This window comes from Sanguibacter massiliensis (assembly GCF_900240335.1).
GTDB lineage: Bacteria > Actinomycetota > Actinomycetes > Actinomycetales > Cellulomonadaceae > Flavimobilis > Flavimobilis massiliensis.
This window is the reverse complement of record NZ_LT964979.1, coordinates 1,324,121-1,338,931: the sequence shown is the minus strand read 5'-3', so window position 1 is coordinate 1,338,931 and position 14,811 is coordinate 1,324,121. Positions and strand designations below refer to the sequence as shown.

The following is a 14,811-nucleotide window of genomic DNA, read 5'->3' as shown; positions in this document are numbered from 1 at the left end:
CCATGACCACGTCTCGGACCGAGGCATTCGACGCCGTCGACGTCATCGTCGCCAAGCGCGACGGCAAGGTGCTGACCGACGCCCAGATCGATTGGGTCGTCGACGCGTACACGCGCGGCGTCGTCGCCGAGGAGCAGATGGCGGCGCTCAACATGGCGATCCTCCTCAACGGCATGACGCGCCCCGAGATCTCCCGCTGGACCGCCGCGATGATCGCGTCAGGCGAGCGCATGGACTTCTCGGCGCTCTCGCGCCCGACGTCCGACAAGCACTCGACCGGGGGCGTCGGCGACAAGATCACGCTGCCCCTCGCGCCGCTCGTTGCGGTGTTCGACGTCGCGGTGCCGCAGCTCTCCGGGCGCGGACTCGGCCACACGGGCGGCACGCTCGACAAGCTCGAGTCGATCCCCGGCTGGCGCGCGGCCCTCACGAACGACGAGATGATGGCGCAGCTCGAGAACCTCGGCGCCGTCATCTGCCAGGCCGGTTCGGGCCTTGCGCCCGCGGACCGCAAGCTCTACGCCCTGCGTGACGTCACGGGCACCGTCGAGGCGATCCCGCTCATCGCAAGCTCCATCATGAGCAAGAAGATCGCCGAGGGCACGGGCGCGCTCGTCCTCGACGTCAAGGTCGGCTCGGGCGCGTTCATGAAGGACCTCGAACGTGCGCGCGAGCTTGCACGCACCATGGTCGACCTCGGAACCGACGCGGGCGTGCGCACGGTCGCGCTGCTCACCGACATGTCGACGCCGCTCGGCCTCACCGCGGGCAACGCGCTCGAGGTGCGGGAGTCCGTCGAGGTCCTCGCCGGTGGCGGTCCCCGCGACGTCGTCGACCTCACGGTCGCGCTCGCCGTCGAGATGCTCGCGGCCGCGCACAAGCCCGTGGGCGAGGACGAGGTGCGTGCCGCTCTCGCCGACGGCCGCGCGATGGACGTGTGGAACCGCATGATCGAGGCGCAGGAGGGCGATCCCCACGCTGCGCTCCCGTGGGCCACAGAGACCCACGACGTCGTTGCACCCGCGGACGGCGTCCTCACGCGTCTCGACGCGTACGACATCGGTATCGCCGCGTGGCGTCTGGGTGCGGGCCGCGCCCGCCGCGAGGACCCGGTGCAGGCGGGCGCGGGCGTCGTCATGCACGCGAAGCCCGGCGACACGGTCCGCAAGGGGCAGCCGCTCCTCACGCTCCACACGGACACGCCCGAGAAGTTCGGTCGCGCGCTCGAGGCGCTCGACGGCGCGTTCGACGTCACGGACGGCGCGGGCTTCACCCCGACGCCCCTGGTCCTCGACCGCCTGAGCGGCTTCTAACCCCTCCCGGCCCCGGGTCCCCGGCCCAGGAATCCGCGCAGATGGTTGCTCCCAGCGACCATCTGCGCGGATTCTTCTGCACGGGGGTGGGGCGCTGGCAGCGAGGTGGGAGGATCGCCTCATGGACCTGCCCGACGACGCCCGGCCCGACGACGCCCGGCCCGACGACGCCCGGCCCGACGACGCCCGGCCCGACGACGCCCGGCCCGACGGCGCCGGGCCTGACGACGCCCGGCACGACGACGCCCGGCCTGACGACGCCCGGCCCGACGACGCCCGGCCTGACGACGCTCGTCCCGCGGACGCGCCAGCCCGCCGACCCGCGTCCGTCTACGGCGTCGGCACCGAGCCCGACGCGCGCTTCTCCCTCGCCAACGAGCGCACCGCGCTTGCGTGGCTGCGCACGGCGCTCGGCCTCGTCGCAGGCGGCGTCGGCCTCGCAAGCCTCGCGAACCTCACCGGTCCGCACGTCGTCGTCGACATCGTCGCGGCGCTCGCATGCCTCACTGGCGGGATCGTCGCGTTCTACGCGCTCCACCGCTGGCGCGCCAACGAGCGCGCCCTGCGCCTCGGGCACCCGCTGCCCGTTCCCGGTGCGCTCCCGACGCTCGTCGCAGGCGTCGTCCTCCTCGGGTTGCTCCTCGCGGCCTTCGCGCTCGGGCGCGCCGTGTGAACGCCGACGTCCCGCTCGCGCGCGACGCGGGCCTGCCCGCGGAACGGTCGAGCCTCGCCTGGCAGCGCACCGTCCTCGGCGTGACGCTCGGCGCGGTCGTCGGCGGCACGACCGCTCTTCACGCCGGCCACTGGTGGCTCGCGTCCGTGGCGCTCGTTGTCGCGGTGTGCGCCGTCTGGCCGGGTGTCCTGCGACCCGGCCGGGGACGCACGCTCGCCGATGGCGGGCTCGCGGGCGCGCTCGTCCGCGAGGGCTGGCCGCTGCTCGTGCGGGCCGCGCTCCTCGTCGGCGCGCTCGCCGTCGTCGGGCTCGCCCTCGCGGTCGTCGGAGCGCTCGCATGACGCCGTCGCCCCGGACGCGGCCGCCGGGGGAGGAGCGCGACCCGCTCGGCGGGCTCACGCTCGTGCGCGTGCTCGCAGCGCTCGGGATCTGGGCCCGGCCAGGACCGCCGCCCGACGCCGGACGTGCCCGGGCGACGTGCGACCCGCGCGCGCTGGCCGCGGCGCGGGCCGGTGACCCGCCTCCGGCCCAGGCGCGCGACGCGCGCAGTCCAGGGGGCGACGAGCTCCTCGACGACGCGTGCGCGCGTGCCCTGCGTGCAGGGCACGCGCCTGCGACGGTCACGCTCCTGCGCGACGCGTGGGCGGCGCTCGGACCTGAGGCCCGGCTCCGCGTCGCGGCACCGCTCGCCTCCGACGCCCCGACGTGGCGCGGCCGGCCCGCCGTCCAGGTCGACGGCACGACGTGCGGCGCGGCCGTCGGCGCGATGCTCCTCGCCGCAGGCGACCCCGTCGTCGCCGTCGCGCTCGAGACGGGCACTGTGCTCGGGACGGGCACCGCGCCCGCAGGCGTCCGCAGCCCGGCGCACGCCCCGGCACTCACCGCCGCCGCGGCTGGGTTCGACGAGCTCCAGCGCCACCTCCTCCGCGCGACGTCCCGCAGGGCCGTGCTCGGCTTGCTGCCGTGGCCGCGCAGGTTCGGGACGCCGCCGTGGGGTCTCGCGCGCGAGGCCCGCTGCGCCGACGTGCGCTACCGGCACGTCGTCGTCAACGTCGGCGACCGCCTCCGGACCGACGCTCTCGCCGCGCACATCGAGGCGAGCCTGCGCGCCGGGACGCCCCTTCCGCTCTTCACGGGCGGTGCGAGCCGCACGGGCTGGTCGACCGCCGTGCCGCGGCACGTCGTCCTGCTCGTCGACGTCGAGGGGACGTCGTGGCGCGTCTACGAGCCCTCGCGCGGGCAGGTGCTCACCGTCGACACCGGCACGTGGGCCGTCCCCGAGCGTCGCGATGCGTGGGGCCGCTGGAGCCGCCCGCACTGGATCCTCCTGCCCCGCTGACAGGAGCGGGGCACCGGGTTCGGGCGCTGGGGAGGTGCGGGAGCGGCGCGCACGGCGCACAATGGAGAACCGTCCCCGGCAGGAAGGAGTTCTCCCATGAGCACCGATCCGACCGCAGGTTGGGACGACGCAGGCCTCGAGCCACCGTCGCCCGGCGAGCCCGTCGACCTTCTTCAGGACCCGGTCCCACCGCCCGCTGACCCCGAGGAGTACAGCCCGACGATCGCCCGCCCTGACACCGAGGGCAGCGCGAGCGAGGGCGACGTCGCCGACCAGGCTGTCGAGGTCGTCCTCGACGACGGCCCTGACGGGACGGCAGACGTCCCGGGCGACTGACACCTCCGAGGCCGCTGTCGGCGCGCCGCCCCCGCGGGCCGCCGGCAGCGGCGCGTTCGCACCATGCCGTCCGCAGCCACTGTGACGCGCGACCTCACCGGTGCGCCGTGGGTCCGAGGCTGCCTCGCGACGCCTATCCTTGGACCATGACTGCGCCGTCCCTCGACCAGATCCGCGTCCTGCCGAAGGTCGTCCTCCACGACCACCTCGACGGCGGCCTGCGGCCCCAGACCCTTCTCGAGCTCGCCGAGGGCATCGGCTACACGATGCCCGCGAGCACCCCCGAGGCTCTCGCCGACTGGTTCGAGGCCGCCGCGGACTCCGGGTCGCTCGTCCGCTACCTCGAGACGTTCGACCACACGATCGCGGTCCTCCAGACCGCCGACGCGCTCGAGCGCGTTGCGCGCGAGGCCGTCATCGACCTCGCCGCCGACGGCGTCGTCTACACCGAGCAGCGCTGGGCGCCCGAGCAGCACCTCCGCGCGGGGCTCACGCTCCAGGAGGCCGTCGAGGCCGTCGGTCGCGGCCTCGCCGCGGGCGAGGCCGCCGTCGAGTCAGTCGGGGGCCGCATCGTCGCCCGCCAGCTCGTCACCGCGATGCGCCACGCGGACCGCTCGGTCGAGATCGCCGAGCTCACGCTCGCCAACCGCGGGCAGCACCGGGTTGTTGGGTTCGACATCGCAGGTGCCGAGCTCGGGTTCCCGCCCTCGCAGCACGCGGCCGCGTTCGACCTCCTCCACGACGGCCTCTTCCCGACGACGATCCACGCGGGCGAGGCCGACGGCGTCGACTCCGTGCGCTCCGCCCTCACCGACGGCTACGCCGCACGCATCGGCCACGGCGCACGCCTCGTCGAGGACATCACCGGCGTCGAGGAAGCCATGCGTCGTCGCGGCAAGGCAGACCTCTCCGAGCTCGAGCTCGGCCCGGTCGCCACATGGGTGCGGGACCGCCGCATCGCCCTCGAGCTGTGCCCGCTCTCGAACGTTCAGACGGGCACCGCCCCTTCGGTGCGGGACCACCAGATCACCCTGCTCAAGAACCTCGGCTTCGCCGTCACGGTGAACACCGACAACCGGCTCATGTCGCGCACGTCGATGACGACGGAGATGCACCGCCTCGTCACCGACGCGGACTGGACGCTCGACGACCTGCTCGCCGTGACCCTCACGGCCGCGTGGAACGCGTTCATCCCGTTCGACGAGCGCCAGGAGCTCGTGTCGCAGCTGATCCTGCCGCGCACCGCGGTTGTCAAGGAGGAGCGTTCCAAGTGACTTCTGCTGCCGAGGTCGCCGCGATCGTCGACCACACCCTGCTCAAGCCTGAGTCCACCCAGGCCGACGTGGCCGCGCTCGTCGACGAGGGGGTCCGCCTCGGGGTCTTCTCGGTGTGCGTCTCTCCGTCGATGCTGCCGATCGACGCCAAGGGCCTCAAGGTTGCGACGGTCGTGGGGTTCCCGTCCGGCAAGGTGAAGTCCGAGATCAAGGCAGCCGAGGCCGCCCGCGCGATCGCGGACGGCGCCGACGAGATCGACATGGTCATCGACGTCGGCACCGCCCGCACGGGCGACTTCACGGCCGTGCAGGCCGACATCGCCGCCGTGCGCGCCTCCGTGCCCGCCGACAAGATCCTCAAGGTCATCATCGAGTCCGCGGCGCTGAACGACGAGCAGATCGTCGGAACGTGCCGCGCCGCCGAGGCTGCGGGCGCTGACTTCGTCAAGACGTCGACGGGCTTCCACCCGACCGGCGGAGCGAGCGTCCACGCGGTGCGGCTCATGGCCGAGACCGTCGGCGGACGCCTCGGCGTCAAGGCGTCGGGCGCGATCCGTGACGGCGCTGCCGCCCTCGCGATGATCGAGGCCGGCGCGACGCGCCTCGGGCTCTCGGGCACTGCGGCCGTTCTCGACGGTGTCGCTGCGGGCGCGACCGCGGCCGAGCACGTCGCGGGCGACGGCGGGGGCTACTGAGTGCCACGTCCTGACGCCCCGACACGGGTCCCGGGCCAGCACACCGGTGAGGTCGTGCGCGTCGAACGGCTGACCCCGCACATGGTCCGGGTCGTCCTCGGCGGCCGGGGCCTCGACGAGATCGCGGACCTGCCGTGGACGGACGAGTACGTCAAGCTCGTCCTGCCCGGGCCGGACGGACCCGTCATGCGGTCGTACACGGTGCGGGCCTGGGACGCGGCCGCCCGGGAGATGACGATCGACCTCGTCGTTCACGGTGACGCCGGGGTCGCCGGCCCGTGGGCCGCGACCGTCGAGGTCGGCGCGCAGGTCACCCTGCGCGGCCAGGGCGGGGACTTCGTGCCCGACCCGACGTGCGACGCTCTCCTGCTCGTCGGTGACGAGTCCGCGTTGCCTGCGATCCTGCGGACGCTCGAGGCCGCGCCAGCGGGCCTGCCGACGTACGTGTTCGTCGAGGTCGCCTCGGCCGACGAGCGCCAGCCGGTCCCCGCGCAGCCGGGTGTGCATGTCACGTGGGTGCTGCGTGGCGAGACGTGGGGCGGCGCGCTCGTGCGCGCCGTGCGCGACGCGGATCTGCCCGCAGGCCGGCTGCAGGCGTTCGTCCACGGCGAGGCCGGGGTCGTGCGCGAACTGCGTCGTCACGTGCGGGCCGACCGTGGCGTCTCGCGCGAGGACCTCTCGGCGTCGGGCTACTGGCGCCTCGGCGTCGACGACGAGGGCTGGCGGGCCTCGAAGGGCGAGTGGAAGGACGCGGTCGCGCGCGACGAGGCCGAGCTGGGGGGATGACGCGGTCCGGTGCGATGTGTGCCGCCCTGGGTCGCCTGCGGTCCAGGCCTACCTGGACCGCGAGTGGACTGCATCGACGCGCAGCGTCCGCTGGTTGACGAGATGTCGGGTGGTGGGTGTGATGGGCGGTACGGCATGGCTTGCAGGCCTCGTCGCAGAACTTTGCGCTGCGTGCCCGGAGCGAGTCTTGAATGTCGAGATAGAAACGGCCGTCGGTCGCAGCGCTCTTCTATGAGAACACGTGTTTCTGCCTTCCTGCGCGTTCTGCATGTTTGACAACGTCCCTGCACTCTGGTGTGGTTTGGCCGTCGGCCGTCGGCCGTCGGCCGTCGTGGGTCGATGGTCAGGTGCACACGCAGGGAAGTGATTGTGAACACTCGACGTCTGAAATCTGTGGTGGCTGCCGCGATGATCGGTCTGGTCGTCGCTGCAACGCCGGGGGTCGCCGGAGCAGGCAACCCCGACTACTGCGCCTCTGGCAGGATCTGCGTCTACAAGAACTGGAACTTCGACGGCGGTCTGGGCTGGCGCGGGACGAGCTTCTCGCTCACGAACCTCTCGACCTCCGCAGAGGACCAGGTCTCGTCCTGGGAGAACCGGCGGTCGGACAACGGGCGCTGGTACAAGGGGCGTAACGGCACGGGCACCTGCTACACGATGAGCGCCAAGCGCGAGAACGCCAAGATGAACGTCTTCACCCAGAGCGACACGATGTCGTCCTGGGCCGGCAACGGCGCCTGCTGATGGGTGACAGGGTGGCCGCGCGGACGCGCGACGTCGTCGTCCGAGCGACTGGGGTCGACAAGATTTACTCGTCCCAGGCGGAGCGGGTCGTCGCGGTCGGTGGGGTCACCCTGTCCGTCCACGAGGGTGAGTTCGTCTGCCTCATGGGTCCCAGCGGATGCGGGAAGTCGACGCTCCTCAATCTTCTTGCTGGTCTCGACCGTCCTGACTCAGGTTCCGTCGAGGTCTGCGGGGTCGTGCTCGACGACCTCACCGACGCGGAGCGGGCGGCCCACCGCCTGGCTACGACGGGCTACGTGTTCCAGGAGCATCGCCTCCTGCCGGAACTCACGGCGGTGGAGAACGTCATGCTTCCGCTCGAGGTTGCCGGACGTCGCGTCGCCGAGGCCGAGCGCACGTCGCTCGCGGCGCTGGCCACCGTGGGGCTGGACGGGCTCGGGCGACGCTATCCGGACGAGCTCTCCGGAGGACAGCGCCAGCGGGTGGGTGTCGCACGGGCCCTCGTCGGTGGCCGTCGGCTCATCCTTGCGGACGAGGCGACAGGCGCGCTGGACAGTGAGACGTCGCGATCGATCTACCAGCTCCTGGCTGAGCTCGCGGCCGACGGGACGACGGTCGTCGCGGCGTCCCACGACCCCGAGGTCGCGCACTGGGCGACCAGGATCGTCACGATGCGTGACGGGGTCGTCGTCCGCGACGAGGAGTCCCCGTCCAGGTCCGTGGGACCTGATGCGCTCGCCGAGGCTCACGGATGAGGCTCGTCGTCCGGACCGCGCGCCGCCTGGCACGCCCGCGGGGCGGCCTCGCCTGGCTCGTCCCCGTCGTCGCCGTCGTCGCTGTGATCGTCCTGCTCCACTCCGTCGTCGAACGCATCACGATGCCGCTCGAGGGGCGGCTGACGACCGAGACGGCCGGTCGCGAGGCTGCAGCACTGCTTGGCGCCGTCAGCATCGACACCCCCGGAGAGGACGTCGCAGCGACGCTCGCCTCTGCTCGTACCTCCGATCCGGCGGCGTGCGTGGAGCTCGGGACCCTCATGCCCCGGCCCGGACGTGCGACTGAGACGATCGCAGCCTTCGAGCTCCACGGGTGCGGCGCGGGCGACCTCGGCTGGCGGGTCACGGACGGCAGGAGCCCCACGGAACCGGGTGAGATCGCAGTCTCCCGTGCGATGGGGCTGGGGCTGGGAGAGAGTCTGCCGGACGGCATGCTCCCCCGACGCGCGCAGATCGTCGGTATCGTCGAGAACCACTGGGTCCGTGACGGTCACGTCGTGCTCCTGGCGCCCGGGACCTGGGACGCCTTCGGGTGGCCAGAGGTCGCCGCCCGATACCCCAGGCTCACTGCCACGATGGTCGTCTACTCCGACCTCCTCACGGCCGAGACCCTCGCGCGGTCGACGTCCTCCCAGGACGACGGGCGCGAGGCCCAGGTGCACACCGTCGTCGAGACGGCGTCGGTGACGGCGGGCAGCCCTCTCGTCTACCGGTATCCCGCGACGGTCCTGCTCCTGGTCGTCACAGCCCTGGTGCTCGGTCTGCGCGCGCCGGTACGCCGTCGGCGCGTGGGTCTGCTCGTCGGGCAGGGCATGAGACCGCGACCTGCCGCCGCGGCGGTCCACCTGGCCGACGCGGTGGGCATCACCGCAGCCGTCGTCCTCGCGTCGGTCCTCGGTGCGGGTCTCGGCGTGATCGCGAGCCCGATCGTGACCCGGGTCCTCGGTCACGACGTCCCTGTCCTGGTGGCGCCCGGCGAGCCGGCCATGCGCTCCGCGGGCGTCGTCGTCGCGCTCGTCGCGCTCGTCGCGCTCGTCGACATCCGTGGGGCGGGTCGGGCCCCCCGTCCGGCACGTACGGAACCGCCTCGCACCACGGCACGCCACCTCGGTGCGATCATCCTCGCCGGACTCGCCGTGCTTGTCCTTCTGACCCCCATGGACCTCGTCGGGGTCCTGTTCGCGGTGATCCTCGGGACGGCGGCGCTCGGCCTCGTCGCGCCGGAGATCGTCCGCGTCCTCGTCTCGCGGCCCTGGTCGGCGCCGAGCGCCGCACGTCTCGCGCTGCGGAGGGTCCGACGCACGCGCGGCCCCGCGGCCATCGTCCTGGCGTCCTCGCTCGTCGCGGTCGCACCTGCGACCGCGCTGCTCACGCTCGTCGCCACCCAGGTCGACGCCGACAACGCCGCAGCACGGACCGCACCCTCGCAGGGGCAGGTCCTCTACTACCCCGGCGACGCGCGGGTCGACGCGATGGTCGACGACGTTCTCCGCAACGACGTCGGTGCCGGGCGACGCATCGTCGTCCACGTCGCCTTCGACGCCGACTCGGGCGTGCTGACCGGGACCGACGACGCGCTGGGTCCCGTCGCGGTCCTCGAGTCCGTCGAAGACCTCGAGCTCCTCCTCGCGACCCAGGTCGACGCGGACGCACGCTCAGTCCTTGAGGCTGGCGGGGTGCTCTGGGGAGGGCCGGACCGTGGTCCTCGCCTCGTGCGCGAGGACCGGAGCACAGTGCCACTGGCTGCGAGCATTGCTCGGCACGTCGACGAACGCTGGGCGCGCGACTACGAGGGGTTCGTGCTCACGGGCGCGGTGACGTCCGCCGGCGGTTCGGCGGGAGAGGGAAGCATCGTCTACACCGGTCTCGACGCCCACGCCCAGGCGAGGATCCCTCAGGCGCTCTCCGACGCGGGGCTCGACCAGAACCTCGTGAGGACCTATCGCCCTGACGACCCGTACAGCATGGAACCCGCCGCGGCTGCGATCGTCACCGGGATCGCGCTGCTGGCGGTAGCCCTCCTCGTCGGCGCTGCACGGGGGCGGGTCGCGTCCCTGCGATCGCAGGCGTCGAGCCTCAGTGCCCTTGGCGTCCCCAGGACCTGGGTCGCGACCAGCCTCGCGAGCGAGATCGTCGTGGCGCTCATGGCCGGCGCCGTCCTCGGGACGTTGCTGTCCGTCGGCGCAACCCTTGCGGGGCTCGCGAGGCTGGGCTTCGACGGTGTCGTGCCGGTCGTGCCGCTGCTGGCGTACCTCGTCGGGACGGGTGTGCTCGTCGCCGGTGTCGTCGTCGTCGCGGTCCGTCAGGTCGGTACAGCACCCGTCGAGAACTGATCGGCGGGGAGCGGGAGGGCATCTGCCCGTCGGGCGCCGACGCGTGACGACGTCTCCGGGGCGAGGCTGCGTCTCCGGGGCGGGTCAGCTTCTCCGCGGCCTGAAGACATCACTCGCCCGGGACGCCGCCCGCCCGTTCGACGAGCAGCATGAGGTCGTGCCGGCCCGCGAGACCGAGCTTCGTGAGGATGTCCGAGAGGTGCGACTTCACGGTCGACGGCGATGTGAACGAGGCCTCGGCGGTCTCCGGGTTCGTCCGCCCTGCGTGGACCGCGACCGCGATCTCACGCTGCCGCGACGTGAGCGTCGTGAGCGCGCGCTGCGCGGCCGCCCGGTCCGGACCCTCATCGGCGCGCCCCGACGAAGCGCCCGTGACCGGCCGAGGCCGGTCACGGGCGCCTCGCGCGTGCGCGTCAGAGCCCGAGCAGCTCGCGCAGCTCGCTCGTGACGATCTCGAGGTGCGCGTGCGCCTCGATCCGCGCCCGCGAGATCGCCTCGTACGACGCGTCCGACTCGACCGGTAACACCGCTTCGAGGTAGCACTTCACCTTGGGCTCCGTGCCCGACGGACGCACGACGACGCGCGTCGAGTCCGCGGCGTACAACCGCAGCCCGTCGGTTGGCGGCAGCCCGTCGAGCCCCTCGGAGAGATCCTCGACCCTCACGACGGGCGACCCCGCGAGCGTCGCCGGGGGAGCCGAGCGCAGCCGCTCCATCGTCACCGGGATGAGCGAGAGGTCGCTGAAGCGTCCCGAGAGCTGCGACGACAGGTGCAGGCCGTGCTCGCGCGCAAGATCGTCGAGCAGGTCGAGCAGCGTGCGCCCCTCGGCCTTGAGCCGGTCGGCGAGCTGCACGAGCACGAGCGCCGCCGAGATCCCGTCCTTGTCACGGACCTGACCCGGGTCGACGCAGTACCCGAGCGCCTCCTCGTAGCCGAAGACGAGCCCCTCGGCACGCGAGATCCACTTGAAGCCCGTGAGCGTCGACGCGTACGTGAAGCCGTGCTTGGCCGCGATCCGGCCGAGCAGGCGCGACGAGACGATCGAGTTCGCGAACGTCAGGGCGCTCGGCACGATGCGCAGCCGCGACGCGTTCTCCGCGAGGGCAGCACCGAGCAACGCACCGACCTCGTCCCCGTGGAGCATGCGCCAGCCGTCGGAGTCCTCGTCCGCACGGCGCGGGTCGAGGACCGCTGCCGCGCAACGGTCCGCGTCCGGGTCGTTCGCGACGACGAGGTCCGCACCCACCTTGCGGGCGAGCTCGATCGCGAGATCGATCGCGCCGGGCTCCTCCGGGTTGGGGAACGCGACAGTCGGGAAGTCAGGGTCCGGCTCGAGCTGCTGCTCGACGCCGAAGACGTCGCCGTAGCCGGCCCCCGCGAGCGTCGTGAGCGCCGTCTCCGCGCCCACGCCGTGCAGCGGCGTGTAGACGACGCGCAGGTCGCGCGGGTACGTCGCACCCTCGGGGAACGCGAGGCGCCCGACGGACTCGCGGTACGCGAGGTGGATCTCCTCGCCGAGCGTCTCCCAGCCGTCGTCCGCGCGCGGCACCGACGCGACCGACTCGATCGCGGCGATCTTCGCCGCGATGAGCCCGTCGTACGGCGGCACGATCTGCGCGCCCTGGCCCGCGTCCGTGACGACCTCGCCGCCGAGGTACACCTTGTAGCCGTTGTCCTGCGGCGGGTTGTGGCTCGCCGTCACCATGACGCCCGCGTCCGTGCCGAGGTGCCGCACCGCGTACGCGAGGACCGGCGTCGGCAGGGCGCGCGGCATGATCTTCGCGTCGACGCCCGCGGCCGTCATGACGGCCGCCGTGTCGAGCGCGAACGTCCTCGAGTTGTGGCGCGCGTCGTAGCCGATGACGACTGACGGGCGGGCGCCCGCACGCGCTTCGAGCAGGTACGCCGCGAGGCCGGCCGCCGCCCGGATGACGACCGCACGGTTCATGCGCGCCGGGCCACCCGCCATCCGCCCGCGCAGGCCGGCCGTGCCAAACTGCAGCAGCCCGCTGAACGCGTCGGCCAGCTCGGCCGCGAAGACCGCGGCCTCGGCGTCGTCCTGCGAGGCCCGCTCGAGGAGCATCTCGAGCTCACCGCGCGTCGCCGCGTCCGGGTCGTCGTCGATCCACGCTTCGACCTGTGCGCGGAGTTCGGCGGAGACTGCCATCAGATCCTCCCGACGATGTTCGCGAGGAGCGCGGAGATCCGCGGTCCGGCCGCCTGACCGGCCTCGATGACCTCGGCGTGCGAGAGCGGCGTCGGCGAGATGCCCGCCGCAAGGTTCGTGACGAGCGAGATCCCGAGGATCTCGAGGCCCGCCTGCCGGGCGGCGATCGCCTCGAGCGTCGTCGACATGCCGACGAGCGAGCCACCCATGATGCCGGCCATCTTCACCTCCGCCGGCGTCTCGTAGTGAGGGCCGCGGAACTGCACGTAGACGCCCTCGTCGAGCGTGCTGTCGACCTCGCGCGCAAGGTCACGCAGGCGCGAGGAGTAGAGGTCAGTGAGGTCGACGAAGTTCGCGCCCTCGATGGGGGACGCCCCCGTGAGGTTGATGTGGTCCGAGATGAGGACTGGCGTGCCCGGGCCCCATGCGAGGTTGAGCCCGCCGCAGCCGTTCGTGAGGATGACCGTCGAACAGCCCGCAGCGGCAGCGGTGCGCATCCCGTGCGCGACGCGGCGCACGCCCTTGCCCTCGTAGTAGTGGGTGCGCGAGCCGAGGACGAGCGCGTGCTTGCCCGTCGCCTCGACACGGATCGAACGGATGGAAGCACCGTGGCCCGCGACCGCGGGGGCGGTGAAGCCGGGGATCTCCGCCGAGGGGATCTCGGCGACGGTCTCGCCGAGGAGGTCGGCCGCGCCGCCCCACCCGGAGCCCAGGACGAGTGCAACGTCGTGGCGGGCCACGCCCGTGCGCTCGGCGATGACGGCCGCGGCGGCCGCCGCGACGTCGAGAGGGTCGCTCGTGGGGTCGTCGATCGAGAGAGTCGTCATGCCCCCAGGCTAAGCCGTCACCCCCACCATCCGGCCTGCTCTTCTCGCACGGGCTCGTCCTGGTGTCCGCATGGTGGCACGATGGTCGCCGTGACAAACGATCAGCAGCACCTCCAGGCCACGACCGTGACGATCGTCGGCGGTGGCCCCGGCGGCTACGAGGCCGCTCTCGTCGCGCGGCGCCTCGGCGCCGACGTCACGCTCGTCGAGCGCCGCGGCCTCGGCGGGTCCGCCGTCCTCACCGACGTCGTCCCGTCGAAGACGCTCATCGCGACGTCCGACTGGATGACGATCGCCGAGCGAGCGACCGAGCTCGGCATCTCGCTCGCCCCCGAGGGTGAGGAGGCCGAGCCCGGAAACCTCCGCGCACGCGTCGACCTTGGCCGCGTCAACGCGCGCGTGCGCGAGCTCGCGCTCGCGCAGTCGACCGACATCCGCACGCGCCTCGAGCGTGAGGGTGTGAGGCTCGTCACCGGAACGGGACGGCTCGTGTCGGCGTCGCGGGTCGAGGTGACGTCCGACGACGGCACCGTCACGCCGTACGACGCGGACGTCGTCCTCGTCGCCGTCGGCGCGACCCCGCGCGAGCTGCCCGACGCGAAGCCCGACGGCCGACGCATCTTCACGTGGACGCAGCTCTACGAGCTCACCGAGCTGCCCACGCACCTCGTCGTCGTCGGCTCGGGCGTCACCGGCGCCGAGTTTGCGGGGGCCTACAACGCGCTCGGCGTGCCCGTGACGCTCGTCTCCTCGCGCGACCGCGTCCTGCCCGGCGAGGACGCCGACGCCGCGAACCTCATCGAGGAGGTCTTCCGCGACCGCGGCATGACCGTGATGTCGCGCTCGCGGGCCGAGTCCGCGCGCGTCGTCGGGTCCGGGGACGACGAGCACGTCGAGGTGACGCTCGCCGACGGGCGCGTCGTCGAGGGCTCGCACGTGCTCATGGCCGTCGGCTCGATCCCGTCGACCGCGGGCCTCGGCCTCGAGGAGATCGGCGTCAAGCTCTCGGGCTCGGGGCACGTCGAGGTCGACCGCGTCTCGCGCACGTCGGTGCGCGGCGTCTACGCGGCCGGTGACGTCACGGGCGTCCTGCCGCTCGCGTCCGTCGCCGCGCAGCAGGGGCGCATCGCGATGTCACACGCGCTCGGCGACGCCGTCGTGCCGATCCGCCTGCGCACGGTCGCCGCGAACATCTTCACGACGCCCGAGATCGCGACCGTCGGCTACTCAGAGACGGCGCTTCAGGAGCGCGGGTCGAAGTACGCGGTGACGATGCTGCCGCTCGCGCGCAACGCGCGCGCCAAGATGCTCGGCATGCGCCACGGCTTCGTCAAGCTCTTCCACCATCCTGACGCGGGCGTCGTCCTCGGTGGCGTCGTCGTGGCGCCCCGCGCGAGCGAGCTCATCTTCCCCATCACGCTCGCGGTGCAGCACCGGCTCACGGTCGACGACGTCGCGGAGGCGTTCACCGTCTATCCGTCGCTGTCGGGGTCGATCGCGGAGGTGGCCCGCATGGGCCACCGCCGCACGCTCGACTGACGCGCTTC

The 14,811-nt window shown here is 72.9% G+C and carries 14 protein-coding genes and 1 pseudogene; 12 read left to right on the top strand and 3 right to left on the bottom strand.

Translation table 11 applies throughout. The features are described from left to right. Window positions 1-2: 2 nt before the first annotated feature. From C1729_RS06290 to C1729_RS06240, 11 genes are all read left to right on the top strand, one after another. On the top strand, window positions 3-1,313 hold the full coding sequence (locus C1729_RS06290) for a thymidine phosphorylase (protein ID WP_102509182.1): 1,311 nt from the start codon (window positions 3-5) through the stop codon (window positions 1,311-1,313). Window positions 1,314-1,434: 121 nt separating this feature from the next. After that, a complete protein-coding gene (locus C1729_RS14735) occupies window positions 1,435-1,986 on the top strand; it encodes a DUF202 domain-containing protein (RefSeq protein WP_102509181.1) in 552 nt (183 codons plus the stop codon). Continuing rightward, on the top strand, window positions 1,983-2,327 hold the full coding sequence (locus C1729_RS06280; protein WP_102509180.1) for a DUF202 domain-containing protein: 345 nt from the start codon (window positions 1,983-1,985) through the stop codon (window positions 2,325-2,327). The genes C1729_RS14735 and C1729_RS06280 overlap by 4 nt, the downstream gene beginning before the upstream one ends. Then, entirely contained in the window at window positions 2,324-3,325 is a 1,002-nt protein-coding gene (locus C1729_RS06275) for a hypothetical protein (RefSeq protein ID WP_102509179.1), read from the top strand. Before C1729_RS06280 ends, C1729_RS06275 begins: the two co-directional genes overlap by 4 nt. A gap of 96 nt (window positions 3,326-3,421) precedes the next feature. Continuing rightward, on the top strand, window positions 3,422-3,661 hold the full coding sequence (locus C1729_RS06270) for a hypothetical protein (RefSeq protein ID WP_102509178.1): 240 nt from the start codon (window positions 3,422-3,424) through the stop codon (window positions 3,659-3,661). A gap of 146 nt (window positions 3,662-3,807) precedes the next feature. Next, window positions 3,808-4,935 carry an adenosine deaminase gene (locus C1729_RS06265; RefSeq protein ID WP_102509177.1) on the top strand — a complete coding sequence of 376 codons (1,128 nt, stop codon included), beginning with the start codon at window positions 3,808-3,810 and terminating at the stop codon, window positions 4,933-4,935. Beyond that, the gene (deoC, locus tag C1729_RS06260) at window positions 4,932-5,630 is read left to right on the top strand and encodes a deoxyribose-phosphate aldolase (protein ID WP_102509176.1); all 699 of its coding nucleotides are present in this window, start codon (window positions 4,932-4,934) and stop codon (window positions 5,628-5,630) included. The genes C1729_RS06265 and deoC overlap by 4 nt, the downstream gene beginning before the upstream one ends. Beyond that, entirely contained in the window at window positions 5,631-6,416 is a 786-nt protein-coding gene (locus tag C1729_RS06255) for a siderophore-interacting protein (RefSeq protein WP_242493739.1), read from the top strand. It begins immediately after the preceding gene. A gap of 408 nt (window positions 6,417-6,824) precedes the next feature. Next, window positions 6,825-7,160: a peptidase inhibitor family I36 protein gene (locus C1729_RS06250; protein ID WP_165375435.1), complete on the top strand. Its 336-nt coding sequence runs from the start codon at window positions 6,825-6,827 to the stop codon at window positions 7,158-7,160. Beyond that, entirely contained in the window at window positions 7,160-7,915 is a 756-nt protein-coding gene (locus C1729_RS06245) for an ABC transporter ATP-binding protein (protein WP_102509174.1), read from the top strand. The genes C1729_RS06250 and C1729_RS06245 overlap by 1 nt, the downstream gene beginning before the upstream one ends. Next, window positions 7,912-10,269, top strand: a complete 2,358-nt coding sequence (locus tag C1729_RS06240; protein WP_102509173.1) for a hypothetical protein — start codon at window positions 7,912-7,914, stop codon at window positions 10,267-10,269. The genes C1729_RS06245 and C1729_RS06240 overlap by 4 nt, the downstream gene beginning before the upstream one ends. A 109-nt stretch (window positions 10,270-10,378) precedes the next feature. On the opposite strand, the pseudogene C1729_RS06235 reads toward C1729_RS06240, so the two are convergent. The 3 genes and pseudogenes from C1729_RS06235 to C1729_RS06225 all read right to left on the bottom strand — a co-directional run. Then, window positions 10,379-10,564: pseudogene (locus C1729_RS06235) on the bottom strand (response regulator transcription factor); the annotation flags it as partial. Window positions 10,565-10,682: 118 nt separating this feature from the next. Beyond that, complete coding sequence (locus C1729_RS06230; protein ID WP_102509171.1) at window positions 10,683-12,437, bottom strand: phospho-sugar mutase; 1,755 nt, start codon at window positions 12,435-12,437, stop codon at window positions 10,683-10,685. Further along, a complete protein-coding gene (locus C1729_RS06225; RefSeq protein ID WP_102509170.1) occupies window positions 12,437-13,264 on the bottom strand; it encodes a purine-nucleoside phosphorylase in 828 nt (275 codons plus the stop codon). The genes C1729_RS06230 and C1729_RS06225 overlap by 1 nt, the downstream gene beginning before the upstream one ends. Window positions 13,265-13,354: 90 nt before the next feature. On the opposite strand from C1729_RS06225, the gene C1729_RS06220 reads away from it, so the two are divergent. Further along, window positions 13,355-14,803 carry an NAD(P)H-quinone dehydrogenase gene (locus C1729_RS06220; RefSeq protein WP_422917641.1) on the top strand — a complete coding sequence of 483 codons (1,449 nt, stop codon included), beginning with the start codon at window positions 13,355-13,357 and terminating at the stop codon, window positions 14,801-14,803. Window positions 14,804-14,811: the final 8 nt, after the last annotated feature.